We start from the raw sequence: 22,723 nt of genomic DNA on the forward strand, positions 1-22,723 counted from the left end.
TTAAGCTTAGGTTGTATTTTTAGCGCGGCATCTTGAAAGCACAAAAGCGGTGCTTTATGTTTTACCTATGGCTACCACAGGCAAGACAACGCATCCATCGCTGCTGCGCTACACGCTGGCGCCTGACAACAGTGCCCGGCAGGCGCTGGACGACACCATTGCCGCCTATCTCAGGATGATCGAAATCCTGACCGGCCTCGTCTCCGACAGGACGGGCGCCAATCTCGTCGTGCTGCATGACCTTGCCTATGAAACTGTCCGCGAGCAGACGGGCTTGCCGGCAAGGCTGGTCACGCTCGGCCTTCGCGATTTCGCCGCCAATCGCGGCGTCACCGCCGATCCGCCGCATCTGCCGCTAGACGACAAGCTCTTCGCCATCAAAGGCCCCTCGGACCTGACGATCGCCACGGTGCACGGACGTGTTGCCGTGCCCTTCGATGTCGCGGGTTATTCACGGGGATGGGAGAGTATTTTTCCGGCCTACCTCGTTGCAGGCCAGGATCGCTACGAGATTCACATCGGCGTTACGCCGAATTCCGCTCGGATGGAGGAAAACATGACGAACGAAGGCATTCTCTCACGTATGGGCCGTCTGATCGCGGGCATCGCGAATGCGGCGGTCGACAAGGCGGAAGGCGTCAACAAGATCGCCGTCATCGAACAGGCGATCCGCGAGATCGACGCAGCGGCGGATGAGGCCCGCACCGATCTCGGCAAGGCGCGCGCCGAGGAATATCGCATCCAGAGCCGGAGGGACGAAATCGTCGAAGACCTGAACGCGCTCGACCAGAAGATCCGCCTCGCCGTCTCGTCTCAGCGGGATGACCTAGCAAAGGCCGGCGTCGCCCGCCAGATCGATCTCGAATCCCAGATCGCAGCTCTGGATAAGGCGCTGGCGGATGCCAGGGAACAGCTGGACGAAGGCCAGAAAGCCTTGCAGGCCGTGCTCGCCACGCGCCGCGAGGCGGACGCTCGCCTTGCCGATTTCAAGCGCAGTATCGCCCGGCATCCCGAACAGGCAGCGACCGGTCACAGCCAGCCCGCACCGGGTGCAGATGCTGCGCGCGCTGCCGCAGCGGTCTCGCGGCTGACCGGAGTTCCCGCTGGCGAGCATGGCCACAGTTCCGAATTGGACGAACTCGACCGACTGCACCGCGAACAGGCAATCGAAGCCCGGCTCGCACGCTTCAAGGCGGATAACCGATAGCACGATGGCACTCCTTTTTTCCCCTGAATGTGCGCCCTTTGCCATCGCCGCAGCGATCCTTGTCGGCCTGACCGCGATCGAGATGCTCGCGATGGTCATGGGTTTTTCGATGACGGAATTTCTGGGAAAGCCAGAGGTTCATGGCCATGACGGCATCCTGGCTTACCTTTCCTGGCTCAATCTCGGCGGTGTTCCGCTGCTGATTCTCATGATGCTGACGCTCGGCTTCTTCGCGATGACGGGCTTTGCCTTGCAGGCCGTCGCCAACGCCTTCTGGGCGCCGCTGCCAAACTTGATAGCCGTCATACCTGCCGCGCTCGCAACCATCCCCATGGTCAGGGCTTCGAGCAGAACCGTGGCGCGGATCGTACCGCACGACGAAACCTATGCGGTCGATCTCGACGCCTTGCTCGGCCGGACAGCCGAGGTGTCGATCGGCCCGCTCGATCAGGGACTGCCGGGCCGCGTCCGCGTCAAGGATCAGCATGGAAACTGGCATGTGCTTCGAGCCCGAGCCGCCAAGGGCGAAGGTCCACTCGCGATCGGCGCTTCGGTTCTTCTCGTCGATCACAAGGCAAATGTGTTTATCGCCATTCCCGCGCCGGTCGACCCCACCGATGCGGACAATCAATCTTTGAGGGAGCAGCAATGATGTACGACGTTATTCTACCAGCCGGCATTGGGATTGTTCTGATCTTCGGCATCGGTTTTGTCCTCGCCTCTCTTTACACGCGCTCCAGCCGCGATGAGGCCTATGTGCGCACCGGTCTCGGCGGCCAGAAGGTCGTGCTCGACGGCGGTTCGGTCGTCCTGCCGATCTTCCATTCGACCGCCCGGGTCAACCTGAAGACATTGCGGCTCGAAGTTCGCCGCGGCGAAGGCGATGCGTTGATCACCAAGGACCGCATGCGCGTCGATATCGGCGCCGAGTTCTATGTGCGCGTGAAACCCGATGCCTCCTCGATTGCACTTGCAGCTCAGACACTCGGCAACCGCACCAATGACGCCGAGGCTCTCCGCATCCTGATCGAGGCGAAATTCGTCGACGGCCTTCGCTCGGTGGCGGCGACGATGAACCTCGATGCTTTGCAGGAACAGCGCATGGACTTCGTCAAGGCCGTGCAGGAAGCTGTCGGCGCCGATCTTCAGTCGAATGGCCTCGAACTCGAATCCGTGTCGCTGACACGCCTCGACCAGACCGATATCAAGCATTTCAACGCCAACAACTTCTTCGACGCGCAAGGCCTCGCCGCACTGACCCGCATCACCGAGGGACGCAAGAAGGAGCGAAACGAGATCGTTCGCGACACCGAAGTCGCCATCGCCCAGAAGGATCTCGAGGCCCGTCAGCAATCGCTGACCATCGAGCGGACCAAGCGGGAAGCCGAACTCAGCCAGGAACGGGACATCGCTAACAAATCCGCGGCGACACGCGCTGAAACCGCGCAGCAGGAGCAGGCCGCAAAACGCGCCGAGGAGGAAGCCCGCATCGCTTCCGAACAGGCGATCGCCGAACGCGAGGCATCTGCCAAACAAGCTCGCGAAAGCGCCAACATCGACGCCGCCCGCGCCGTCCAACAACGCGAAACCGAAGCCAAGCGTGACCTCCAGATCGTGGCACAGGAAAGCGCGATCGCCGTTGCCAACAAGAGCCGTGAAGAATCGGAGGCGAAGGCGGCTGCGGAAACGGCCCGTGCGCTGGCGATAGCAGCAGAAGAAAAGGTTGGCACCGCCAAGGCGATCGAGATTGCCGAACGCGAAAAGCAGATTGCCGTCATCGACGCACGCAAGAAAGCCGAGACGGAAGCGACTGCCGTCACCGTCGGCGCCGAGGCCGAAAAACAGGCGGCAAGCGACCAGGCCGAGGCCATCAAGACGCTCGCGACCGCCGAGGCGGATGCGGCGATCATCAAGGCCAAGGGCATTCTCGAAACCGGCAAGGCCGCGGCCGAGAGCGAGGCGTTGCTCAACGACGCGCGCAACAAGCTGAGCTCTGCTATTATCGAGTTCGAGATCACCCGCGAACGTATCCGCATCATTCCGCAGGCGCTCGCCGAAGCGGTCAAGCCGATCGAGAAGATCTCCGATATCAGGATATTCGACACCGGCGGCATGCTCGGCCGCGGAAATGGAGCGAACGGCGGAAACGGCATCGGGCTAGGCGAAGGACTGGCCGGCCAACTCCTCTCCTACCAGGCGAACAAACCGATCCTCGACAAATTGCTGAAGGAAGCCGGCTTCGAGGGCGACGATGCCATCTCATCCCTTCTTGGAAATCTCGATGGCGCAAAACCGGCAAGACCGGCGGCGACCGCCGCAGCCCCGGCGAAACCGGCAATACCGGCCGTAGCCCCGACACAAACGATCATCCCTCCGGCGCCGAAGCAGGCACCAAAGAAGGTCTGATCGCCGCGCAAGCGGGTCTGGACTGGAACAGGATGATTTTAGGCCGGTTCGGCCTGAAATCTGAATCCTGTTCTAAATTAAATAATTAGAGCATGATGTCGCCCGAAAACCGCACACGCTTTTCGGCATCATGCTCTATCTCACCCAACCCGTTGCCAGCGCGCCTGCCCAGTCGGCACGGCCCCTTTCGGCGGCCAGTGCCGACATCGCCATATGGTCATAGGCGACGGTTCGGAACTGCCATGTCCATCCGGCTGCCGTCTTTTCCAGAATGGCGTAGCTCGCCAGCGGATGACCGGCGTCCACCTTGTGGTAGTAGGGCAGCTCGTCGTCATAGGCCGGGCAGCCGACGCTGCCGGGATTGACGATCAGGCGGCCGTCGGAAAGCCGGACGGCGCGAGGGATGTGACTGTGGCCGCAGAGGATCAGCTTCAGGTCGATGCCTTCGGCCAATGCCTCGATCGCTTCGATCGGCTTCAGGAAGACGAAGCCCTCCGGCGAAACCGATTCCATCCAGTAGAGATTGTCGTCCTTCGGCGTCGCGTGGCAGAGATAGACCTCGCCGCGATAGACGGTATCGAACGGCACGCTTCGGATCCAGCTAAGATGAGACGACGACAATTGACCGTAGGCGGCCGCATCCGAAGCATGCATTGCCGCCGGGTCCTGTTCGATCAGGTAGCGGTCGTGATTGCCGCGGACCGACGTCAGGCCGAGCGGCATCAGCAAGTCTGCCGTCCTGCCGGCCTCCAGCGGGCCGCTGAAGAAATCGCCGAGATTGACGATCTCCTCGACGCCTTGCGCGCGAATATCGGCCAGCACCGCCTCGAGCGCCAGATGGTTTCCGTGAATATCGGCAATTGCTGCAAACCGCATTTTTAGCTCCCTCGGTACGTGGAATAGCCGTAGGGCGATATCAGCAACGGCACATGGTAGTGCGCCGTGACGTCGGCAATGCCGAAGCGGATCGGCACGAGATCGAGGAAGGCGGGATGCGGCAGCGGCGTGCCGCTGGCCCTCAGATAATCGCCGGCGTGGAAGACCAGTTCATAGGTGCCGGCCCGAAAATTTTCGCCAATGAGGATAGGGCCGCCGTCGACCCGGCCGTCGGCATTGGTCTCGACCGTCTTCAGATGCCTGCGGATCTCACCGTCGAGCTGGAAAAGATCGATCCTCAAGCCTTCGGCCGGCTTGCCGAGAGCGGTGTCGAGAACATGCGTGGTCAGTCCGGTCATGGGGCTGGCTCTTTGATGATATAAGGGGGTTCGAAGAAGTATTCTTCCAGATTATTGCCCGGCCCATCGCGGTCGACGACCAAGAAATCTGAAGCTTGGCCGAGCGCCATCAGCGGATGATGCCAGACGTTGCGGCGATAGTTCACCCCCTGGTCGCCGCGCGCCAGAAACACCTGCGGCCTGCCCGGGCGGCCGTTCTGGTCCTCGGAGACGACGACAAGAAAAGGACGGTCCGAGACCGGCGAGAAACTCTGGCTGCCGAGGGGATGGCGCTCCATCATGGCGACTTCATAGGGGAAGCTGCGCGGCATTCCACGAAAGAGGTTGATGATAACGCGTGCGCCCTCGCCCGTAGCCTCGGTGGCGGCCAGCGCATGGAAACGCTCCGTCGTACCGCCATTGATGAGCCGCATCGAGGCGGGATCGGCTTCGATTACGTCGCCGAAGGGGGCAAAGGCGGATCTCGTAAGCGGACGGATGTCGAGATGTGGGGGCAATCGCTTCACTCACCTTGGGCATGCCAGTGACGGATGGCGTCGATCGCGGAAAGAAGCTCCGGCAGCGTGCGGTATGTTGCCTCCCAGATGCCGGAGGGATCGAGATCGAAGACGTCCTCAAGGATACGGTTTCCCGTGCCGCAGATTTTCGTCCACGGCAGGTCGGGATGCTCGGTCGCAAATTCCGGATGTGTCACCAGCAAGCGGGACGCGGCTGCACCGATGGTGAAGTGGCAAAAGGTGACCGCCTTGAAGGTGAGCTTGTCCCCGGCGAACGCCGCTCCATCCATCCCGCCGACGAAGGACAGCGCTTCGGATGCCGCCTCATACATCTCATTGAGATAGTCGATCGCGCGCCGCTCGTTCATTCAGCCTCCGGAAGCATCGATGTCAGCCGCAGCAGCGCAATCCGTTCGACCTGCGCAGTCGCGGTCGCAAATTCCGCGTCCCTGCCATTGCCGATCCGTGTTTCGAAGGCGGACAGAATGTCGTCCTTGCCAAGCCCCTTGACGGCGATGATGAAGGGAAAGCCGAATTTTTCAACATAGGCCGAATTGAGTTCGATGAAGCGGGCGTGTTCAGCCGGACTCAGCCGGTCGAGACCGGCGCCGGACTGCTCCTTCCGGCTGTCTTCGGTGAGTTCGCCTGATATCGCGAGGCGCCCGGCAAGGTCAGGATGGGCGCTGAGCACGCCGAGGCGCTCCTGCGGGCTTGCCGTTCGGAATACGGCGGCAAGGACCGCATGCACGCCGGCCGCCGTCAGCGGCTCCGTCACGTAGCCGGCGTCATAGGCGCGCTCGGCGATGAAAGGCGAATGTTCAAAGACGCCGCCAAAGCGGGAGACGAAATCCTCGCGCGACACCATCAGAGCGCTTCCGGCTGATGGTGCTTGTGCCAATGCTCGGCAATCTCGATGCGGCGCGGAATCCAGACCTTATCGTGCTTCAGCACATATTCGATGAAGCGCTTCAGCGCTGCCGCCCGGCCAGGACGTCCGACGAGGCGGCAATGCAATCCGACCGACATCATCTTCGGGCTGCCCGCCTTGCCTTCCTCATAAAGCGTATCGAAGGCATCCTTCAGATAGGTGAAGAACTGATCGCCGGCATTGAAGCCCTGCGGCGTCGCAAAACGCATGTCGTTGGTTTCGAGCGTATAGGGGATGATCAGGAAGGGTTTCCCGTCGACGCCCTTCACCCAGTAAGGCAGGTCGTCGGCATAGGAATCAGAGGAATAGAGGAAACCACCCTCCTCCTGCACCAGCCGAAGCGTATTGTCGGAAGGCTTGCCCTGATACAGGCCATAGGGCCGGTCACCGGTAAGTTCGGTATGCAGGCGCACCGCTTCGAGGATATGCTTGCGCTCCAGATCTTCAGGAAAATCCTTGTATTCCAGCCAGCGGTAACCGTGGCTGGCGATCTCCCAACCGGCCTCCTTCATCGCGGCGACGGCCTCGGGGTTGCGGGCCATCGCCAGCGTCACGCCGTAGACGGTTGCCTGCACCTTGAGATCGGTGAACATCCGCCAGAGCCGCCAGAAACCTGCACGCGAACCATACTCATAGATCGATTCCATGTTGAGGTTGCGCTGCCCTGGCCAGGCGGCCGCACCGACGATCTCCGACAGCAGGTTTTCGGAAGCCGGATCTCCGTCGAGGATCGAGCTTTCGCCGCCCTCCTCGTAGTTGATGACGAACTGCACGGCGACGCGTGCCTCGTCCGGCCATTTCGGATCGGGCGTCAGACGCCCGTAACCGACGAGATTACGCGGATAAGTCTCGGATACCATCAAATCACCTTCTGAAAAGACGGGGAACGGTAGCATCCGCAGCCGGAATGTCGAGACGGAAACTGCTCCGCCGGATTTTGCCTTTACGGCACAAGCCTTTAGCTCATCAGCAGGTTCAAGCGATTTTGCGCGCGCTGACCTTGCCCATCGGATGCAGCGAATGAACGCGGAAAGGACCGCCAGTGCCCTCTTCGATCATCAGGGCAACGTTGGAAACCATTACAGGTTCGCAGAGGACAGGCTCGAAGATCGTCCGCAACACCGGCTCGATGCGCGGCATGTCGATCGCGTTGACGGGGCCCGTCACCGGCATATGGAAGCGGAACTCCTCCATCACATAGGGATTGCCCCAGCGATGCAGATTGGAAAATTGCGTCGCCGACAGCCCGTCCGGATCGCTGCGTTCGATCTCGGCCTCGCTGAGCGGTGCGCGAAAACGATCGAATTCCTGCACGATCGCCGAGGCGAGATACTGGATCTGCTCGCAGGGCGTGCTCGGCAGCAGGCTGTAGAAATTGCCGAGCCGGGCGACTTCGATACGCGGAATCTGGAAGGGAACGAAGGTCCCGGAAAAACGCATGAGATCGCGCAGGAGTTGCGATTCGGGCATGTCGCGGGACAAGTGGAACGGCGCCTTCAAAACACCGTGAAAGCCGTAGCGCCGCGGCACGGCGGTATGGAAGGCGATCTCGTGGATACCCAGGCCGCGAACTGCCGGAGGCTCCATCATATCGCCCGAAAACACGTTTCGGCCAAGCCAATTGGCCGCCACGAGCGACAACGGGTCGCTCGCCGGAGGCGTGAAGCAAATGGCATAGCGCATGCAATTTCCTCCATCAAGGAAGTGAGCGCCGGTCAGATCCAGCGCTGTCGATGCGCAAGCAGATAGGTGATTTGCATGACAGAATAACGAAACGCAGCGGCGTCTAATTCACGTTTAACGTGAAGCCGCCGCGATGTGGCGTGAAATTGCGAAGCTTTCCGGCAGCAAAAATCCGCAGTCTGTATCGCCTGCGATACATATCGCCGCCTCCGCCAGCCGGTGGGCGAGGCCGAAGCTGACCTTGAAGCCGCCGGTCAGCGCGATCAGGCGCCGGTGGTCGGGATGGCGACCGATCATCGGATCCCGATCGATCGCCTTCGGGCGAAGCCCGGCCCAACGCTCGACAATAGGGGCGTCGCGAAGCTTCGGTACGATGCCGCGCGCCGCCTCGATCAGCACGTCGAGCTGGACGTCGGTGGATGTAGGATCGTCAAATCGGTTCTCGCTGGTGCTGCCGATTGCCACATGCCCGCCTTCATGCGCGACGACATAGAGCCCGTCGAGGAAGATCGTCGGCAGCCCCGGGTCGATATCGGCGTTCAACAGTGCCGCCTGCCCCTTGACCGGCTGGCCGAGCGGCTGTTTCAGCCCCGGTGTCAGTCCCTGCAACAGCGGAAAGGACTGATGGCCGGCGGCCAGGATGCAGTGACTGAAAACAATGGTTTCGCCGTTGATTTCGGCCGTACCGCGATCGGGATCGAGGCCGGCAACCGTCGCATGCTCCAGGATACGAACATGCTTTGCCCGCCGCAGGAAGGCGATAAGCGCTGCGATCAGCAAACGCGGAGCAACGCGGGCGGCGAGCGTGTCGTGCACGAAGCCGCTCTCACCGGCAGACGCTTCGATCCAGCCGTCGATCGGCGGCCTGTCGAGGACATGCCAGTGGAAGCGGCGGTCGCCCACCCACCAATGCTGTTCAGCGTCCTCGAAACTAACGCGCGCTATTGTGTTGAGATGGGGCTTCGGCAGCGGGATCAGCCGTCCGGACCTGCTATAACCGGCGGAAAGCCCGGTCTCGAATTCGAGCGCGGCGATCTCGGCTTCGAGCGAGACCAGCGCATCGAACTGGAACTGCTTCTTCTCCGACCACCGGTCCGGCATGTGCGGCATCAGCGCGCCGAGCAGGCCGCCGCTTGCACCTTCGCCCAACCTGTCGGCGTCGGCAATAACGGCACGGATGCCCCGGCGCTCGGCATGGACCGCCGCCCAGAGTCCCATGATACCGCCGCCGACGATCAGCAATTCTGAGGACGATTGACCTGAGACCGGCTGAGGACTATCGGCTTTTTCCATGACAGACGTGAACCCCGATCAGATTGGCGCGGGCGCGCCGCAGCCGCTCGAATGGCGCGACGGCGATATGCCCTATTCCACCGCCTTTGGCGATCATTTTTATTGCCAGACCGATGGGCGGCTAGAATGCGGCCATGTTTTTCTCGCCGGCAATGGCCTGCCAGAGCGCTGGAACGGGCGGCAGAGATTCCGGATCGGAGAACTCGGCTTCGGCACCGGTCTGAACTTCGCTGAGACTTGGCGGCAATGGAAGCTCCACCGTGCAGACGGACAGCACCTGCATTTTACCTCCTTTGAACTCCACCCGATGCGCGGCGAAGAAATCGGCCGGGCGCTGTCGCACTGGCCGGAGATCGATGCCGAACGCGAGGCGCTGACGGCGGCTTGGCCGCAAGCGCCTGATGGCATCGTTGAGCTCGATCTCGATGCCCAGACGATGCTCAGCGTGGTCTGCGACCATGCCTTGGAGGGCGTGGCCGCAGCCACGCCCGGTTTCGACGCCTGGTATCTCGACGGCTTCGCCCCGTCGCGCAACAGCGATATGTGGTCGGAGCAACTGATGCGGCTCGTCTGCGAGAAAAGCGCAGCCGGTGGCACCTTCGCCACCTATGCGGCGGCTGGCTTCGTGCGCCGCAACCTCATCGCCGCAGGCTTTGCCGTCGAGCGCCGCAAGGGCTTTGCCGGCAAGCGCGAAATGCTCTGCGGCGCCAAGGCGTCACCCGATCAGCGTACAGATCAGTAGCTGGTGCGCCCTGGCTGCTGCTCACTTGTTCCAAGCCACTGGCGGATTTTTTCCTCGAGCAGTTCGGGGCTGATCGGCTTCGACATGTAGTCGTCCATGCCGGCATCGAGGCAGAGTTCGCGGTCGCTTTCGAGCGCATGGGCGGTAACGCCGATGATCGGCACCCGGTGCCCCTGCCCCTTTTCCCGTTCGCGGATCGCCCGGGTCGCCTGATGGCCGTTCATGACGGGCATTGAGACGTCCATCATGATGATCCGCGGCGCATGCCGCTCCCAGGCGGCGACTGCTTCCTCGCCATTGTCGACGACGAGGAAGGAAAGACCCGTGCCTTGCAGGATCTGGGTGAAGACGATCTGGTTGACCTCGTTGTCCTCGGCAACGAGCACGTCGAAGAATTCAGCGGCTCGCTTCTGCGGCGCAGGCGCGGGCGCGGCCACTTCCGTCTGCAGCCGGGCAATCTCGGCCTCGGATGCCTGCTTGACGCGGCTGGCGCGCACCACCTCGACGACGGTGTTGCGCAGCACGTTGGCGCGCGCCGGCTTCATCAGATGCGCGTGGCCATTCAGCGCCGCGAATTCCTTTTCCGTGCCGGAAATATCCATCGACGTCAGGAAGATGATCGGCAGTTCGACGAAGCGGGGATCGGCTCGTAGCCTGCGCGCGACATCGGCTCCGTTCATATCGGGCATGTGATAGTCGAGCACGACGGCATCGACGGTAACGCCGAGACCGGCCGCCGCCTCCAGGATCGCAAGCCCGGTGTCGCCGCCCTCGGCGGCCACGCCGTCGAAACCCCAAAGAGACAGCTGCTCGGTGAGGATTCGCCGGTTTACTTCATTGTCGTCGACGACGAGGATGCGCGCACCCTGCACGTTGATCGGCAACGGCCTCGGTTCGACCCGGGCGGCGGCCACCGCAAACGGCAGATTGATGGTGAAGACCGAGCCCTTTCCCCATTCGCTTTCGACGTTGAGATAACCGCCGAAGAGGTCGACAAGCCCGGCGGTGATCGCAAGACCGAGGCCGGTTCCTTCATGCCGCCGGGTCGACGAGGCGTCCACCTGCGAGAATTTATCAAAGACCGATTCGAGCTTCTCCGGCGGAATACCGATACCGGTATCCTCGATGCGGATGCTCGCCATGATCTCGCCGCCGGCGGCCGGCTGGAAACCGACATCGACGAAGACATGCCCGCGTTCAGTGAACTTGACGGCGTTGCCGACGAGATTGGTGACGATCTGGCGGAAACGCCCGGCGTCGCCGATCACAGCGGCGGGCAGATCTGGCGCGGCCCGCACCAGGAGCTCGATGTTCTTCTCGGCGGCGTGCGAGGACAAGAGTGTCGCCACGTCCTCCACCGCTTCGGTAATATCGAAGGCGGCTTTGCGCAGTTTCATCTGCCCGGCATCGATCTTCGAGAAGTCGAGGATATCGTTGATGATCGTCAGCAGCGCATTGCCCGATTTGACGATGATATCGACGAAGGTATTCTGGCGCGTATCGAGATTGGTCTTCGCAAGCAGTTCCGCCATCCCAAGCACGCCGTTCATCGGCGTGCGGATCTCGTGGCTCATATTGGCGAGGAATTCGGATTTGGCCCGGTCGGCGGCTTCGGCGCGCGACAGCAGCTGGCGCAGCTCCTCCTCGCGGCTCTTGAGCTCGGTGACGTCGGTAAAAAGCGCCACCCAGTGCTGCCCCTTGCTGACCGTCGCATCCATGTTCACCCAGCGCTCGCCGCCGACGTGGAAGACGCTGGAAATCGGCAGCCTGGCCGCGATATTGTCGCGCCAGCCCTGCAGGATTTCGGCGGCCGCATCATGGAAATCGCCACGCGCCGCGCAAAATTCGAACATGCCGATCCAGCCCTCGCCGGGTTCGAGATAGGTGGCCGGAATCTGCAGGATGTCAGAAAGCGCCTCGTTGGACATCTTGATGATGCCGTCCTGAACGATGGCCAGGCCCTGCGGCATGGCATGGGTCGCGTCGCGCATCATCTCGCCGAGCCGTTCCAGCGCGGCGCGGGCCTCGTGGACTTCATTTTCCCGCTCACGCACGGCCGTGATGTCGGCATAGGTGAGCAGGATGCGGTCGTTCGAGATACGGCGGCTATCGAAGATAACGGATTTGCCACCCGCCCAGCCGAGCTCGATCGGCTCGGGCTCCTCGGTTTCGAACAGGTGTTTGCGGAAAGCGTAGATTTCCTCGGGCGTCTGCGTGCCGTCGTAGCGGCCGAGCTCATAATTGCGGCGGATGACGTCGATGAAGGGCCGGCCGTCAAAGGGGTCGTCGAGCGGCAGCTCCCAGACGCTGTAGAATTCGTCGTTGACGTAGAGGATCTGGTGATCGTTATCGAGGATCAGCACGCCGACCGGCAGCGAGCGCAGGATATTCTCGATATCCCGGTGCAGCACTTCTTCCTGCTTCCGCGCTTCGATCAGTGCCTTCTCCCGCTCCTTGAGCGGTGAAATGTCAGAAAAGGAGCCGACGACATAGGCTCGCCCATCCGCCGTCACGACACGCTTGACTCGCGAGATCACGGGATGGATGCGGCCGTCCTTGCTCGGCATTACGCCTTCCAGCTCCTGCGACAGGTCTTGTTCCAGCGACAGCCGGTTTTCCTGGTAGATCGCCTCTCCGCCCTCCGGCCCGAACATTTCATATTCGGTCATTCCCAGCATCCGCGAGCGCTCATGGCCGCTGAAAGTCTCATAATACTGGTTGGCATAGACGAGGCGATGTTTCTCGTCGCGCACGAAAACCGCGACCGGCAGATCCTCCATGATGGTGCGTAGCAGGTCGCGTTCGTCGACGCTCGCGTGCCAACTCGAATCGCTAGGGGCTACCGGTTTCTCGCCGTTGCGATAGGCGGCATTGACGACCAGAGGCCGGCCGTCTTCGGCGAAGATGCCGATCGGGTGGTCGAGCTTTTCCAGCGCCTCGCGCACGCGGGCGAAATCGCCGGCAAGGCCATGATCGTCGGCGCCCTTCCCGTCTCCAAGGGCGCGACGTGGCGTCTCGCGCACTTCGAAGATGCCGAGCACATAGGCTCGCTCCGGCGATGGCGAAAAGCTTTCGATCTGGATGCGTTCATGACTGAGGCCCGCCGCATCGAAGCAGATGGCGTTTTCCTCGGTGCCGAACACCAGCGCGCGGCGTTCCTTGTCCTCGCGCTCCTCTTCCTCGGGACGGTCGAGAAGCTCGCGGCTGCGCCTGCCGATGAAATCGGAGATCTCGCGGCCTAGAAAACGGGCATAGGCCTCGTTGACGGCGATATAACGCAGCTCGCTGTTCTTGACATAGGCCGGGGTATCCAGATCAGCGATCCGGCGGCAAGCCAACTCCAGAAGTTCCCCGGCTGATTTCAAAAAATATCGCTCCCGCAATAAATGAAATATCGACTATAAAAACTATAACGCCAAGGCTTTTAACAAGGTTTTAACCATAAAATTCGACAGCGGAATTTTACGAGCCGGCTCACCAAGCTGAAGACATTTCGGGATTACCAGCCCCGGCTTGCACGAGACTGAAAGGTCGTCCTCCATAAACCCTTTCGACGTCGGGGATCCGTTGAAATCATGACGAAAATTTAATGCCGAAACCGCTTGCGCGGCCATTGCGCCGCCGCGATCCGGGCCGAGTCTGCGGCATGGCTTTATGGAAGCCATGCCCATGAAAGGAAAATACCATGTCCGTTCTTCATAAGACCATGGCGACGGGCCTGATCGCGCTGACCTTTGCCGGCGCCTCGCTCGCCACAGCCACCACCGCCGACGCCCGTCCACGCGATGAATTCTGGGGCGGCCTTGCCGCTGGCATCGTCGGTGGCGCTCTACTCTCAGAGGCCGCCCGTCCTGCTTATCCTGTCTACCCTGCCTACCCCTATTATCGCCCCTATCCGGTCTACCGGACCTATTACCGACCGTCCTACTGCCACCTCGAATGGCGACACGACGATTGGGGCGACCCCTACCGCGTCAAAGTCTGCACGGAATAGAAGAAACCGCATCCGGCGCCGCTTGACCTCCCGGCGGCGCCGGTCCAATGCGTTCCTCACGCAAAGGGAGGATCAGCATGCCGGAACCGCTCAAGAACCTGCTGCATGAAGCGTTGGTCGCGGAAATGGCCGATCGAATCGCCCGCAATTCCCCGTCCTTCGACAAGGGCCGCTTCGTGACGCTGGCGACCGGCGGCCTTCAGGCGCTGGAGTTGATGGAGCGATCGGCCCTGATCCGCGACGCGCTGTTCTCAACTCTTCCCGACAATTTCCCGGAGGCCGCCGCCATTCTGAAGGTAAGCCTCCCCTCCGAAAGCGAGCCTGGACTGACAGGCTGGATGCTGCTGCCGGTCAATCAGTTCATCGCCGCACGCGGCCTTGATCATTTCGATCTCGGCCTCGATCTCCTGAAAGCGCTGACGCCGCATTTCACCGCCGAATTCGGCATCCGACAATTCATCCATCATGATCAGCAACGCGCGCTCGCCATCATTTCCGGCTGGGCCGGCGATCCCGACCAGCATGTGCGCCGGCTGGCGAGCGAGGGAACGCGGCCGCGCCTGCCCTGGGCGATGCGCCTGCCGCAGCTCGTCAAGGATCCGGCGCCGATCCTGCCCATCCTGACCGCGCTGATGGATGATCCGGAGGATTATGTGCGCCGCTCCGTGGCCAACAGCCTGAACGACGTCGCCAAGGACCACCCGGATCTGGTCGCCGCCTATATCGCCGGCCATATCGACGGCGCTTCATCCGAACGCCGCTGGCTGCTGAAACATGCCTCGCGCACGCTTCTGAAGAAGGGCCACGCGCAGGCGCTCGCCAATTTCGGCTTCGCCGCCACCGTTTCGCTCGAATGCGACCTGCGGCTCCGGAATGCTGAGGTGATGTTCGGCGAAGGGCTGGATTTCGAAATCCGGGTGACAAACGCCGGCGAGCGAGCGCAGTCACTGATGATTGACTACGCCATTCACCATGTGAAGAGCGACGGTTCGCTCTCACCCAAGGTCTTCAAGTGCAAGGCGATAATGCTTGCTCCGGGGCAAAGCCATACGATTGGGCGCCGCCACGCCATGCGGCCGATCACCACGCGACGCTATTATCCAGGCGAACATCGCATCGCCATCCTCGTCAACGGCGCCGAGACCGCATCGCAAAGCTTCGTCCTCGGCATGCCCTCACCTGACCCAGCTTGAGGCTTTCTTGTGCACTGCACTTGACTTTCCACGCGAACTAGCCCAAATGCGGGTCAGCTTTCACCCTTCCGGCCGCCGCGTGAGCGTGCCCCTGCTGAAAAATACAGACGCAGGAAGAAGGGACAAAAGCGCATTTCGATAGAGCGCCGCACTCCCATGAGCGGCCAGAAGCGCTGGAAAGCTTTTTTCCAACTCACAAGTTCCCACTTCACGCGGGGTTCTTGACGCCAGAATGAAACCGGATCGCATGGTGCGTTCCGGCGATAGTCATTGTGGCGCCCCGAAAGGTTATACCTTGACTAATTTTGAATCGCTTGGTGTCTCCAAGCCGATCGTCGCTACTTTGTTCCAGCTCGGCATCGAAACGCCGACGCCGATCCAGGAACATGCCATTCCTCTCCTCCTCGAAGGCCGCGATCTGATCGGCCTTGCCCAGACCGGCACCGGCAAGACGGCCGCTTTCGGCCTGCCGCTGATCGAAAAGCTGCTTGCCGACGAACGGCGCCCCGACAACCGCACGACGCGGACGCTGATCCTTGCGCCGACCCGCGAACTGGTGAACCAGATCGCCGAGAGCCTGAAGAAGTTCATCCGCAAGTCGTCGCTGCGCATCAATGTCGTGGTCGGCGGCGTCTCGATCAACAAGCAGCAGCTTCAGCTTGAAAAGGGCACCGACATTCTCGTCGCCACGCCCGGCCGCCTGCTCGACCTCATCAATCGCCGCGCGATCACGCTGACTGCGGTTCGCTATCTCGTGCTCGACGAAGCCGACCAGATGCTCGACCTCGGCTTCGTGCATGATCTGCGCAAGATCGCCAAGATGGTGCCGAAAAAGCGCCAGACCATGCTGTTCTCTGCCACCATGCCGAAGGCGATCGCCGATCTTGCCGGCGAATATCTCGTCGATCCCGTCAAGGTCGAAGTCACGCCTCCAGGCAAGGCCGCCGACAAGGTCGAGCAGTACGTCCATTATGTCGCCGGCAAGAACGACAAGACGGAGCTGCTCCGCAAGTCGCTGACCGAAAACCCCGATGGCCGCGCCATGGTCTTCCTGCGCACCAAGCACGGTGCCGAGAAGCTGATGAAGCATCTCGAAAACATCGGCTATTCCGTCGCCTCGATCCACGGCAACAAGAGCCAGGGTCAGCGCGAGCGGGCGCTGAAGGCCTTCCGCGACGGCAGCATCAAGACGCTGATCGCCACCGACGTCGCGGCCCGCGGCATCGACATTCCGGCCGTCAGCCACGTCTACAACTACGACCTGCCTGAAGTGCCTGACGCTTATGTGCATCGCATCGGCCGCACGGCGCGTGCCGGCCGCGACGGTATCGCCATCGCTTTCTGCGCTCCTGATGAAGCCAGACTGCTGCGTGATATCGAGCGCCTGATGGGCATCGACATCACTGTCGCCAGCGGTGAAGCTCCGGCAAACATGAACAGCGCGCCCCGCCGCGCCAACGGCAACAACCGCAATCGTAATGGCGGCCAGGGTCGTGAAGGCCAGGGTCGTGGCGAAGGCCGTGGCGACCAGAACCGTTCGGAGCATCGCGGCAGCCGTCAGGAACGCCGCCCGCGCCGCGAAGGTGAAGGCAGCGAAGTCCGCGCCGGCGGCGAGGAGCGTCGTCCGCGTCCGGAGCGTCCGACCAGCCGCAACGAGGATTTCCGCGGTCAGCGCCGCGGTGAAACGACCCCGGATCTCGGCCCCGACAACGATCTGGCCTCGACCTCCGATTTCCGCGCCTCTGCAAAGCCGCAGCGTCCGGCCCATCACGGCGCCCATGCCAATGGTGAGCCGAGCGGTCATCATCGCGGCAACAGCCGCCATGCCCACGGCCGCCCGGCCCGCAAGCATGGCGAGGACCGCGGCCCGCAGCAAGCCCAGGCCGGCGAACCGCGCCGCGACGGCAACAGTGGCAACCGTCGCGGTGGCTCCGGCTCCCGCAACGGTGGCGGCCAGCGCCGCGAACGCGCCTGAACGTCGAACGATTGAGAAGCAAAAAGGCCGGTGATCTCCGGCCTTTTTTTGTGATCTAGCGCATCGGGCTTTCCGAAAATCGGAATCGATTTTCGGAAAGCCCGATGCGCAGATTTCAAAGTGTAGAGCGTCCTTTGTGCGTCCTAAAGGACGCATGGCGCTCTAAACCTCCGCAGGCCTATGCTCGCTGAACGCCTTGCGGTTCGTGAGATAGACGCCTGTCACGACGACCACGGTGCCGACGATCAGCGGCAGGGTCAGCGGTTCCCCGAACGCGATGAAGGCTTCGAGAGCAACCGCCGGCGGCATGAGGTAGATCAGCGAGGCGGCGCGTGACACCTGCCCCCGGCGGATCAGATAGAGCAGCAGTCCGACGCCGCCCATCGACAAGCCGAGGACCGACCAGGCCAGCGCGCCATAGGCCTGCGCGGCGCCGTCGAAATGCTGATGCTCGAAGACCAGCGAAAGCGGCAGCGTGAGGATCAGCGCGCCGATATATTGCAAAGTCGCGATGGTTCTGAGGTCGCCGGATTGCAGGTGCTTCTTCTGATAGAGCGTGCCGTAGGTGACGGACGCCATGGCGACGAGGTTGATCGCCAACGGCAGGGCTGCATGTGTGAGATCGGCGGTCGCCGGATCGAGCAGCTTCGGCGAAATGGCGATGGCAATGCCGACGAAGCCAAGGGCAAGGCCGAGTTTCTGAGCCTGCTGCAGCCGCTCGCCGATGAGAAAGGGAGCTGCCATTGCCGTCAGCAGCGGCTGCAGCGCTGCGATGATGCCCGATATGCCGGCCGGCACGCCATTGGCGATCGCCCACCAGAGACCGGCGAGATAGAAGCCATGCAGGAAGAAGCCGGAATAGACGGCGCGCAGCGCCGTCGCCCGACTTTTCGGCCATTGCGCCCGCATCACCAGGCAGAGTGCTAGGAATGCCGCCGCCGACAGCGCGTAACGTATCGAAAGAAAGGTGAAGGGCTCGGAATGCAACGAGGCGTATTTCGCCACCACCCAGCCCGTGGACCAGAGCAGGACGAAAACGGCGGGGGCAAGGCGATCGAAGGACATGGGGCGGCTCGGGAGAGAAGGGTCGCCGTGCTGATAGCCCCACCCGGCGGCTGCCGTCAAAGGCGAAGCGTTGATGTTTATTTGAAATTTCGCTGATGACAGAGACCCAGGTCGGTCGCGCCAGCCGGCGTTTACCAAGGAGGGAGGGCGGGGCGCCTGCGCGCGTGACCATATTCCACCGTCTTGACCGAACGAAAAGCGATCACATGCTCAGATTTTGCGCAAACCTCGGGATCACCCATCCGTCATGCCGCACTGCATCACTTAAAATGCCCAGATTTTCACCCGTTTCCCGCAGCGCAAAATCTTTTCCTCGAACTGCGCATGGTTCTTGCATTGCCATTTGCGTTGTATTCAAATGAAGAAAAAGGGGAGCCGCGCTTTTGGCATTTGATGAAATGATTACCGGGGACGAAAGCCCTCGCCCGCCTTACGACAAATACTTCGAGTGGTACAACAGCCAAGACCGGGCGCATCTGATTGCCAAGTCCCGCGATGCGGAAAACATCTTCCGGAAGACAGGCATCACCTTCGCGGTCTACGGCCATGCCGACAGTTCCGAAAAGCTCATCCCCTTCGACATCATTCCCCGCATCATCTCCGCCCGAGAGTGGCGCAAGCTCGCCCAAGGCATCGAGCAGCGGGTGATCGCGCTGAACGCCTTTCTCGACGATATCTACCATAAGCAGGAGATCATCCGCGCCGGGCGCATTCCGCGTGAGCTGATCGAGAACAACGTCACCTTCATCCCCGAAATGATCGGTTTCCGACCGCCCGGCGGCGTCTACACCCACATCGTCGGCACCGACATCGTGCGCACCGGAGAGGACCAGTTTTACGTGCTGGAGGACAATGCCCGCACGCCCTCCGGTGTCAGCTACATGCTGGAAAATCGGGAAACCATGATGCAGATGTTCCCTGAGCTCTTTCATGAGAACAAGGTGCAGCGTGTCGAGGATTATCCCTATCTGCTGCGTCAGAGCCTCGCCTCGCTCGCCCCACCCGGCTGCAAGGGCAAGCCGCGCGTCGCCGTGCTGACGCCGGGCATTTACAATTCCGCCTATTACGAGCATTCGTTCCTCGCCGACATGATGGGCGTCGAACTGGTTGAGGGCGCGGATCTGCGCGTCATCGACGGCAAGGTGAAGATGAGGACGACACGCGGTTACGAGGCGATCGATGTGCTCTACCGCCGCGTCGACGACGACTTCCTCGATCCCCTGACCTTCCGCTCCGATTCCGCGCTCGGCATTCCCGGCATCATGGATGTCTACCGCTCCGGCAACATCACCATCGCCAATGCGCCAGGCACCGGCATTTGCGACGACAAGGCGATCTACTCCTATATGCCGGAGATCGTCGAATTCTATACCGGCCGCAAGGCGCTGCTCGAAAACGTGCCGACTTGGCGCTGTTCGGAAGCCGACAGCCTGAAATATGTGCTGGAAAACCTGGAAGACCTCGTCGTCAAGGAGGTACACGGCTCCGGCGGCTACGGCATGCTGGTTGGCCCGACAGCATCGAAGAAGGAGCGCGCCGATTTCGCCGAGAAGCTGAAAGCCAAGCCGAACAATTACATCGCTCAGCCGACGCTGTCGCTCTCCACCGTGCCGATCCTCGTCAACAAGGGCATTGCTCCGCGCCACGTCGACCTTCGCCCCTATGTGCTTGTATCCGACAAGGTGCAGATCATTCCGGGCGGGCTCACCCGCGTAGCGCTGAAGCAAGGCTCGCTGGTGGTCAATTCCAGCCAGGGCGGCGGCACCAAAGACACTTGGGTATTGGAGGACTGATGCTCGGAAGAACAGCAAACGGCCTCTACTGGATGTTTCGCTACATCGAGCGCGCCGAAAATATAGCCCGCCTGATCGATGCGGGGTTGCGCATGTCGCTGACCCGCAGCAGCACCGGCGATGACAATTGGGATGGCGTTCTACAAAGTGCGGGCGTACGCGAGGCTTATGACGAAGGCCACAACAAGCTGACCAACGCCGACGCGATCGACTATCTCCTGCGCGATCGCACCAATCCGTCGAGCGTCATGTCTTGCATCGATTCCGGCCGCAACAATGCCCGTATGGTGCGCACGGCGCTGACGCGGGAGACTTGGGAAGCGACCAACGAATGCTGGATCGACTTGAAATCACTGCTCGAAAAGCGCGTCAAAGCGGCCGAAATGCCAGAGGTGATCGATGTCATCAAGCGCCGGGCCGGCCTCATCCGCGGCGCCTTCCATGGTTCGACGCTGCGCAACGAACTCTATAATTTTGCCCGCATCGGCACCTTCATCGAGCGAGCCGACAATACCAGCCGCATTCTCGACGTGAAATATTACGTGCTGCTGCCCTCGGTTTCATCAGTCGGTTCCTCTCTCGACAACGTCCAGTGGGAATCGATCCTGCGCTCGGTCTCGGCGCACCGCGCCTATAGCTGGGCCTATGACGGCGAATACCGGGCGATGAACATCGCCGACTTCCTGACCCTCAATGTCCAGATGCCGCGCTCGCTTGCCTATTGCTACGAGAAAATCGTCAGCAATCTCGGCTATCTCGCCCAGGATTACGAGGAGCGGCTGCCCGCCCACGATACTGCGGATTCAATCCGCAAGACACTGCAGACAAGGGCGATCCGAGATATCATGGATCAGGGCCTGCACGAGTTCCTGGAGGATTTTGTCTCGCGCAATAACAAGCTGGGCGCGGAAATTTCCGACGGCTACCGGTTCTATGCATAAGCGGATAACAATATGAGATTGAAGATCAGCCACCTCACCGAATACCGCTACGACGGACCGACGCAGTTCTCGCTGCAAAGGCTGCGGCTGACGCCGCCGACCAGCCCCGCTCAGAAAGTGCTCGGCTGGGCGCTGAACGTCGAAGGCGCCACGCCCGAAGTGGAATATGACGACCAGTACGGCAATCACGTTAATCTGGTCTCGCTGGAAGGCGAACAGGATGTGACGCGCATCCTCGCCGAAGGCGAGGTCGAGACCGAGGACAACAACGGCGTCACCGGCCCGCATACCGGCTTCTGCCCGCTTTGGCTCTTCCTGCGCGACACGCCATTGACCAAGGGCGGCAAGCTGGTCAAGGAACTGATCAAGGACGTCGGTGGCGATAACGAGCTTGCCCGGATGCACGCGTTGATGGCCGCAATCCACGAGACGGTCGACTATAAGCCTGGCACCAGCAACACCGAGACGACGGCCGAACAAGCGCTGGAGAAGAAGAGCGGTGTCTGCCAGGACCACGCGCATATTTTCATTGCCGCCGCCCGCGCCCTGCAGGTGCCGGCGCGCTACATCTCCGGTTATCTGATGATGGAGGAAAAGATCGAGCAGGCTGCGACCCATGCATGGGCCGAGGCCCATATTCCCGGCCTCGGCTGGGTCGGCTTCGATCCCGCCAATGAGATCTGCCCGGATGCTCGCTACATCAGAGTCGCCTCCGGTCTCTGCTATCGCGACGCCGCGCCGATTTCAGGCATGCGCATCGGCACGCCGGGCGAAACGCTGTCGGTCACCGTGAAGGTCGAGGACGGCGGACAGATGCAAAACCAGAGCCAGAGCTGAGCGTACAGATAGCTTTACCGCACCCTGCGAAGGGCCGATAGAATAGCTGCCGAGCTCGCCGCGAAACATCTTGGACTTGAATATAGAGACGGACGGTGCCGAAATTCCGCCTGCTTCCGGCGTGTGGCGCTGGCGGTCTCAAACGGCTAGACCGGGATTGTTTTGGGCCGCCGGATCACCATGGCCCCGTCGCAAGACAGCAACTTGACGGCTCCGCCCAAGCCTATCCCGCTGCAAGAACCTGGAGGTGCCCGCGCGCGCCGTAGCTGAGCATCGCCTGGTCGGCCGTAAGTAACGGAACGCGATGAAAGCGGGCTGTTGCAGCGATGATGCGGTCGGCGGGGTCGGCATGAAACTCGCCAGGCAGCCGAACGCTGTCTATCGCGATGGAAGGCTCAATCGGTGCGTGCTGGATACCGGTCAGAGACAACGCGCTATCGATCCATCGACCGACATCGTCGCCGAGCGCCAGGCGTCCCTTCTGAACAAGCAACGCGATTTCCCAAGGTGTAATTGCCGAAACCAGAATCCGGCTTTTCTCCGTCATCTCGTCGATGATGCGCCGGGCTTGTGATCCGAGGCGCGCATCGTCCTGCATTGCCCAGACGAGGATATGTGTGTCGATGATGATCAACGAACGGCGTCCCAATCTTCTGCTTCAGCAGCCGGAGACAGCGGATCGTCATAGTGCAATACGCTGCCCTTCATCGCGCCGATGATACTCCTGCGTCCGCTGGTGTCACGTGCCGGCGAAAGCACGGCAACTGGCCTGCCGCGCTTGGTGATGACGATAGATTCGTCGTCCTTCCCCATCTGATCGATAAGGTTCAGGCATTTCGCCTTGAACTCCGCCGCGCCGACCGTCTTGGACATGACTATATCTCCTGTACATCTATACGGAAGATAGAGCCATTTCCGTATTGAACAAGTGCAA

23 protein-coding genes are annotated in these 22,723 nt (G+C 61.5%); 10 read left to right on the forward strand and 13 right to left on the reverse strand.

Annotation, left to right across the window (positions count from 1 at the left end; all coding sequences use genetic code 11):
- Nucleotides 1-49: 49 nt before the first annotated feature.
- From HFO99_RS10220 to HFO99_RS10230, 3 genes are read left to right on the forward strand one after another with little or no spacing between them, the layout of a single operon-like run.
- Nucleotides 50-1,207 (forward strand): PspA/IM30 family protein, encoded by a 1,158-nt coding sequence (locus HFO99_RS10220; protein WP_222360995.1) that lies wholly within the window; start codon nucleotides 50-52, stop codon nucleotides 1,205-1,207.
- A 4-nt stretch (nucleotides 1,208-1,211) separates the two neighbouring features.
- Nucleotides 1,212-1,859 carry an OB-fold-containig protein gene (locus tag HFO99_RS10225; RefSeq protein WP_222360998.1) on the forward strand — a complete coding sequence of 216 codons (648 nt, stop codon included), beginning with the start codon at nucleotides 1,212-1,214 and terminating at the stop codon, nucleotides 1,857-1,859.
- Nucleotides 1,856-3,613, forward strand: a complete 1,758-nt coding sequence (locus tag HFO99_RS10230; protein ID WP_222361000.1) for a flotillin family protein — start codon at nucleotides 1,856-1,858, stop codon at nucleotides 3,611-3,613. The genes HFO99_RS10225 and HFO99_RS10230 overlap by 4 nt, the downstream gene beginning before the upstream one ends.
- Before the next feature lie 135 nt (nucleotides 3,614-3,748).
- On the opposite strand, the gene HFO99_RS10235 is transcribed toward HFO99_RS10230, so the two are convergent.
- The 8 genes from HFO99_RS10235 to HFO99_RS10270 all read right to left on the reverse strand — a co-directional run bounded on the left by HFO99_RS10235 (nucleotide 3,749) and on the right by HFO99_RS10270 (nucleotide 9,249).
- Complete coding sequence (locus HFO99_RS10235; protein ID WP_222361002.1) at nucleotides 3,749-4,489, reverse strand: metallophosphoesterase family protein; 741 nt, start codon at nucleotides 4,487-4,489, stop codon at nucleotides 3,749-3,751.
- 2 nt (nucleotides 4,490-4,491) lie between these two features.
- Nucleotides 4,492-4,848, reverse strand: coding sequence for a hydroxyisourate hydrolase (gene uraH, locus HFO99_RS10240; RefSeq protein WP_003541961.1), 357 nt, complete (start codon nucleotides 4,846-4,848; stop codon nucleotides 4,492-4,494).
- Nucleotides 4,845-5,345 carry an ureidoglycolate lyase gene (locus tag HFO99_RS10245; RefSeq protein WP_222361004.1) on the reverse strand — a complete coding sequence of 167 codons (501 nt, stop codon included), beginning with the start codon at nucleotides 5,343-5,345 and terminating at the stop codon, nucleotides 4,845-4,847. Before HFO99_RS10245 ends, uraH begins: the two co-directional genes overlap by 4 nt.
- 5 nt (nucleotides 5,346-5,350) lie before the next feature.
- Nucleotides 5,351-5,713 (reverse strand): DUF86 domain-containing protein, encoded by a 363-nt coding sequence (locus HFO99_RS10250; protein ID WP_164577183.1) that lies wholly within the window; start codon nucleotides 5,711-5,713, stop codon nucleotides 5,351-5,353.
- A complete protein-coding gene (gene uraD / locus HFO99_RS10255; protein WP_222331332.1) occupies nucleotides 5,710-6,210 on the reverse strand; it encodes a 2-oxo-4-hydroxy-4-carboxy-5-ureidoimidazoline decarboxylase in 501 nt (166 codons plus the stop codon). Before uraD ends, HFO99_RS10250 begins: the two co-directional genes overlap by 4 nt.
- Nucleotides 6,210-7,133 (reverse strand): allantoinase PuuE, encoded by a 924-nt coding sequence (puuE, locus tag HFO99_RS10260; protein WP_222361006.1) that lies wholly within the window; start codon nucleotides 7,131-7,133, stop codon nucleotides 6,210-6,212. Before puuE ends, uraD begins: the two co-directional genes overlap by 1 nt.
- Before the next feature lie 115 nt (nucleotides 7,134-7,248).
- Complete coding sequence (locus tag HFO99_RS10265) at nucleotides 7,249-7,956, reverse strand: DUF1045 domain-containing protein (RefSeq protein WP_222361008.1); 708 nt, start codon at nucleotides 7,954-7,956, stop codon at nucleotides 7,249-7,251.
- 114 nt (nucleotides 7,957-8,070) lie between these two features.
- Nucleotides 8,071-9,249 carry an NAD(P)/FAD-dependent oxidoreductase gene (locus HFO99_RS10270; RefSeq protein ID WP_222361010.1) on the reverse strand — a complete coding sequence of 393 codons (1,179 nt, stop codon included), beginning with the start codon at nucleotides 9,247-9,249 and terminating at the stop codon, nucleotides 8,071-8,073.
- On the opposite strand from HFO99_RS10270, the gene mnmD reads away from it, so the two are divergent.
- Nucleotides 9,248-9,991 carry a tRNA (5-methylaminomethyl-2-thiouridine)(34)-methyltransferase MnmD gene (mnmD, locus tag HFO99_RS10275; RefSeq protein ID WP_222331328.1) on the forward strand — a complete coding sequence of 248 codons (744 nt, stop codon included), beginning with the start codon at nucleotides 9,248-9,250 and terminating at the stop codon, nucleotides 9,989-9,991. The two genes, HFO99_RS10270 and mnmD, sit on opposite strands and share 2 nt — an antisense overlap.
- Here the strand turns inward: mnmD and HFO99_RS10280 are convergent.
- Nucleotides 9,985-13,356 (reverse strand): response regulator, encoded by a 3,372-nt coding sequence (locus HFO99_RS10280; RefSeq protein WP_222331327.1) that lies wholly within the window; start codon nucleotides 13,354-13,356, stop codon nucleotides 9,985-9,987. The two genes, mnmD and HFO99_RS10280, sit on opposite strands and share 7 nt — an antisense overlap.
- Nucleotides 13,357-13,398: 42 nt before the next feature.
- Nucleotides 13,399-13,662 carry a hypothetical protein gene (locus HFO99_RS10285; protein ID WP_222331326.1) on the reverse strand — a complete coding sequence of 88 codons (264 nt, stop codon included), beginning with the start codon at nucleotides 13,660-13,662 and terminating at the stop codon, nucleotides 13,399-13,401.
- A gap of 14 nt (nucleotides 13,663-13,676) precedes the next feature.
- On the opposite strand from HFO99_RS10285, the gene HFO99_RS10290 reads away from it, so the two are divergent.
- From HFO99_RS10290 to HFO99_RS10300, 3 genes are all read left to right on the forward strand, one after another.
- Complete coding sequence (locus tag HFO99_RS10290; protein WP_222361012.1) at nucleotides 13,677-13,985, forward strand: hypothetical protein; 309 nt, start codon at nucleotides 13,677-13,679, stop codon at nucleotides 13,983-13,985.
- 77 nt (nucleotides 13,986-14,062) lie between these two features.
- Nucleotides 14,063-15,178: a DNA alkylation repair protein gene (locus tag HFO99_RS10295; RefSeq protein ID WP_222361014.1), complete on the forward strand. Its 1,116-nt coding sequence runs from the start codon at nucleotides 14,063-14,065 to the stop codon at nucleotides 15,176-15,178.
- Nucleotides 15,179-15,425: 247 nt separating this feature from the next.
- On the forward strand, nucleotides 15,426-17,153 hold the full coding sequence (locus tag HFO99_RS10300) for a DEAD/DEAH box helicase (protein ID WP_222361343.1): 1,728 nt from the start codon (nucleotides 15,426-15,428) through the stop codon (nucleotides 17,151-17,153).
- A gap of 162 nt (nucleotides 17,154-17,315) precedes the next feature.
- Here the strand turns inward: HFO99_RS10300 and HFO99_RS10305 are convergent, their stop codons facing one another.
- Nucleotides 17,316-18,218, reverse strand: coding sequence for a DMT family transporter (locus HFO99_RS10305; RefSeq protein ID WP_222361017.1), 903 nt, complete (start codon nucleotides 18,216-18,218; stop codon nucleotides 17,316-17,318).
- Nucleotides 18,219-18,601: 383 nt separating this feature from the next.
- Here HFO99_RS10305 and HFO99_RS10310 point away from each other — a divergent pair, with 383 nt between their 5' ends.
- Genes HFO99_RS10310 through HFO99_RS10320 form a run of 3 tightly spaced genes read left to right on the forward strand, consistent with a single transcriptional unit; the run spans nucleotide 18,602 to nucleotide 21,789 of the window.
- Entirely contained in the window at nucleotides 18,602-20,011 is a 1,410-nt protein-coding gene (locus HFO99_RS10310; protein ID WP_222361018.1) for a circularly permuted type 2 ATP-grasp protein, read from the forward strand.
- The gene (locus tag HFO99_RS10315) at nucleotides 20,011-20,952 is read left to right on the forward strand and encodes an alpha-E domain-containing protein (RefSeq protein WP_017965458.1); all 942 of its coding nucleotides are present in this window, start codon (nucleotides 20,011-20,013) and stop codon (nucleotides 20,950-20,952) included. The genes HFO99_RS10310 and HFO99_RS10315 overlap by 1 nt, the downstream gene beginning before the upstream one ends.
- A gap of 12 nt (nucleotides 20,953-20,964) precedes the next feature.
- Entirely contained in the window at nucleotides 20,965-21,789 is an 825-nt protein-coding gene (locus HFO99_RS10320; RefSeq protein ID WP_222308828.1) for a transglutaminase domain-containing protein, read from the forward strand.
- A gap of 223 nt (nucleotides 21,790-22,012) precedes the next feature.
- Here the strand turns inward: HFO99_RS10320 and HFO99_RS10325 are convergent, their stop codons facing one another.
- Both HFO99_RS10325 and HFO99_RS10330 read right to left on the reverse strand, forming a co-directional pair.
- A complete protein-coding gene (locus tag HFO99_RS10325; RefSeq protein ID WP_222361020.1) occupies nucleotides 22,013-22,423 on the reverse strand; it encodes a type II toxin-antitoxin system VapC family toxin in 411 nt (136 codons plus the stop codon).
- Nucleotides 22,420-22,662, reverse strand: a complete 243-nt coding sequence (locus HFO99_RS10330) for a type II toxin-antitoxin system Phd/YefM family antitoxin (RefSeq protein WP_164577195.1) — start codon at nucleotides 22,660-22,662, stop codon at nucleotides 22,420-22,422. Before HFO99_RS10330 ends, HFO99_RS10325 begins: the two co-directional genes overlap by 4 nt.
- Nucleotides 22,663-22,723: the final 61 nt, after the last annotated feature.

This window comes from Rhizobium leguminosarum (assembly GCF_019798305.1).
In the GTDB taxonomy this organism is placed as follows: domain Bacteria; phylum Pseudomonadota; class Alphaproteobacteria; order Rhizobiales; family Rhizobiaceae; genus Rhizobium; species Rhizobium leguminosarum_U.

Coding starts and splice junctions, on each gene's coding strand:
- HFO99_RS10250 (WP_164577183.1), bottom strand. CDS start 5,713: ATGAACGAGCGGCGCGCGATCGACTATCTCAATGAGATGTATGAGGCG.
- HFO99_RS10290 (WP_222361012.1), top strand. CDS start 13,677: ATGTCCGTTCTTCATAAGACCATGGCGACGGGCCTGATCGCGCTGACC.
- HFO99_RS10225 (WP_222360998.1), top strand. CDS start 1,212: ATGGCACTCCTTTTTTCCCCTGAATGTGCGCCCTTTGCCATCGCCGCA.
- HFO99_RS10235 (WP_222361002.1), bottom strand. CDS start 4,489: ATGCGGTTTGCAGCAATTGCCGATATTCACGGAAACCATCTGGCGCTC.
- HFO99_RS10305 (WP_222361017.1), bottom strand. CDS start 18,218: ATGTCCTTCGATCGCCTTGCCCCCGCCGTTTTCGTCCTGCTCTGGTCC.
- uraD (WP_222331332.1), bottom strand. CDS start 6,210: ATGGTGTCGCGCGAGGATTTCGTCTCCCGCTTTGGCGGCGTCTTTGAA.
- HFO99_RS10285 (WP_222331326.1), bottom strand. CDS start 13,662: ATGGGCATGGCTTCCATAAAGCCATGCCGCAGACTCGGCCCGGATCGC.
- HFO99_RS10265 (WP_222361008.1), bottom strand. CDS start 7,956: ATGCGCTATGCCATTTGCTTCACGCCTCCGGCGAGCGACCCGTTGTCG.
- HFO99_RS10320 (WP_222308828.1), top strand. CDS start 20,965: ATGAGATTGAAGATCAGCCACCTCACCGAATACCGCTACGACGGACCG.
- HFO99_RS10230 (WP_222361000.1), top strand. CDS start 1,856: ATGATGTACGACGTTATTCTACCAGCCGGCATTGGGATTGTTCTGATC.
- HFO99_RS10270 (WP_222361010.1), bottom strand. CDS start 9,249: ATGGAAAAAGCCGATAGTCCTCAGCCGGTCTCAGGTCAATCGTCCTCA.
- uraH (WP_003541961.1), bottom strand. CDS start 4,848: ATGACCGGACTGACCACGCATGTTCTCGACACCGCTCTCGGCAAGCCG.
- HFO99_RS10295 (WP_222361014.1), top strand. CDS start 14,063: ATGCCGGAACCGCTCAAGAACCTGCTGCATGAAGCGTTGGTCGCGGAA.
- HFO99_RS10330 (WP_164577195.1), bottom strand. CDS start 22,662: ATGTCCAAGACGGTCGGCGCGGCGGAGTTCAAGGCGAAATGCCTGAAC.
- HFO99_RS10300 (WP_222361343.1), top strand. CDS start 15,426: ATGGTGCGTTCCGGCGATAGTCATTGTGGCGCCCCGAAAGGTTATACC.
- mnmD (WP_222331328.1), top strand. CDS start 9,248: ATGACAGACGTGAACCCCGATCAGATTGGCGCGGGCGCGCCGCAGCCG.
- puuE (WP_222361006.1), bottom strand. CDS start 7,133: ATGGTATCCGAGACTTATCCGCGTAATCTCGTCGGTTACGGGCGTCTG.
- HFO99_RS10315 (WP_017965458.1), top strand. CDS start 20,011: ATGCTCGGAAGAACAGCAAACGGCCTCTACTGGATGTTTCGCTACATC.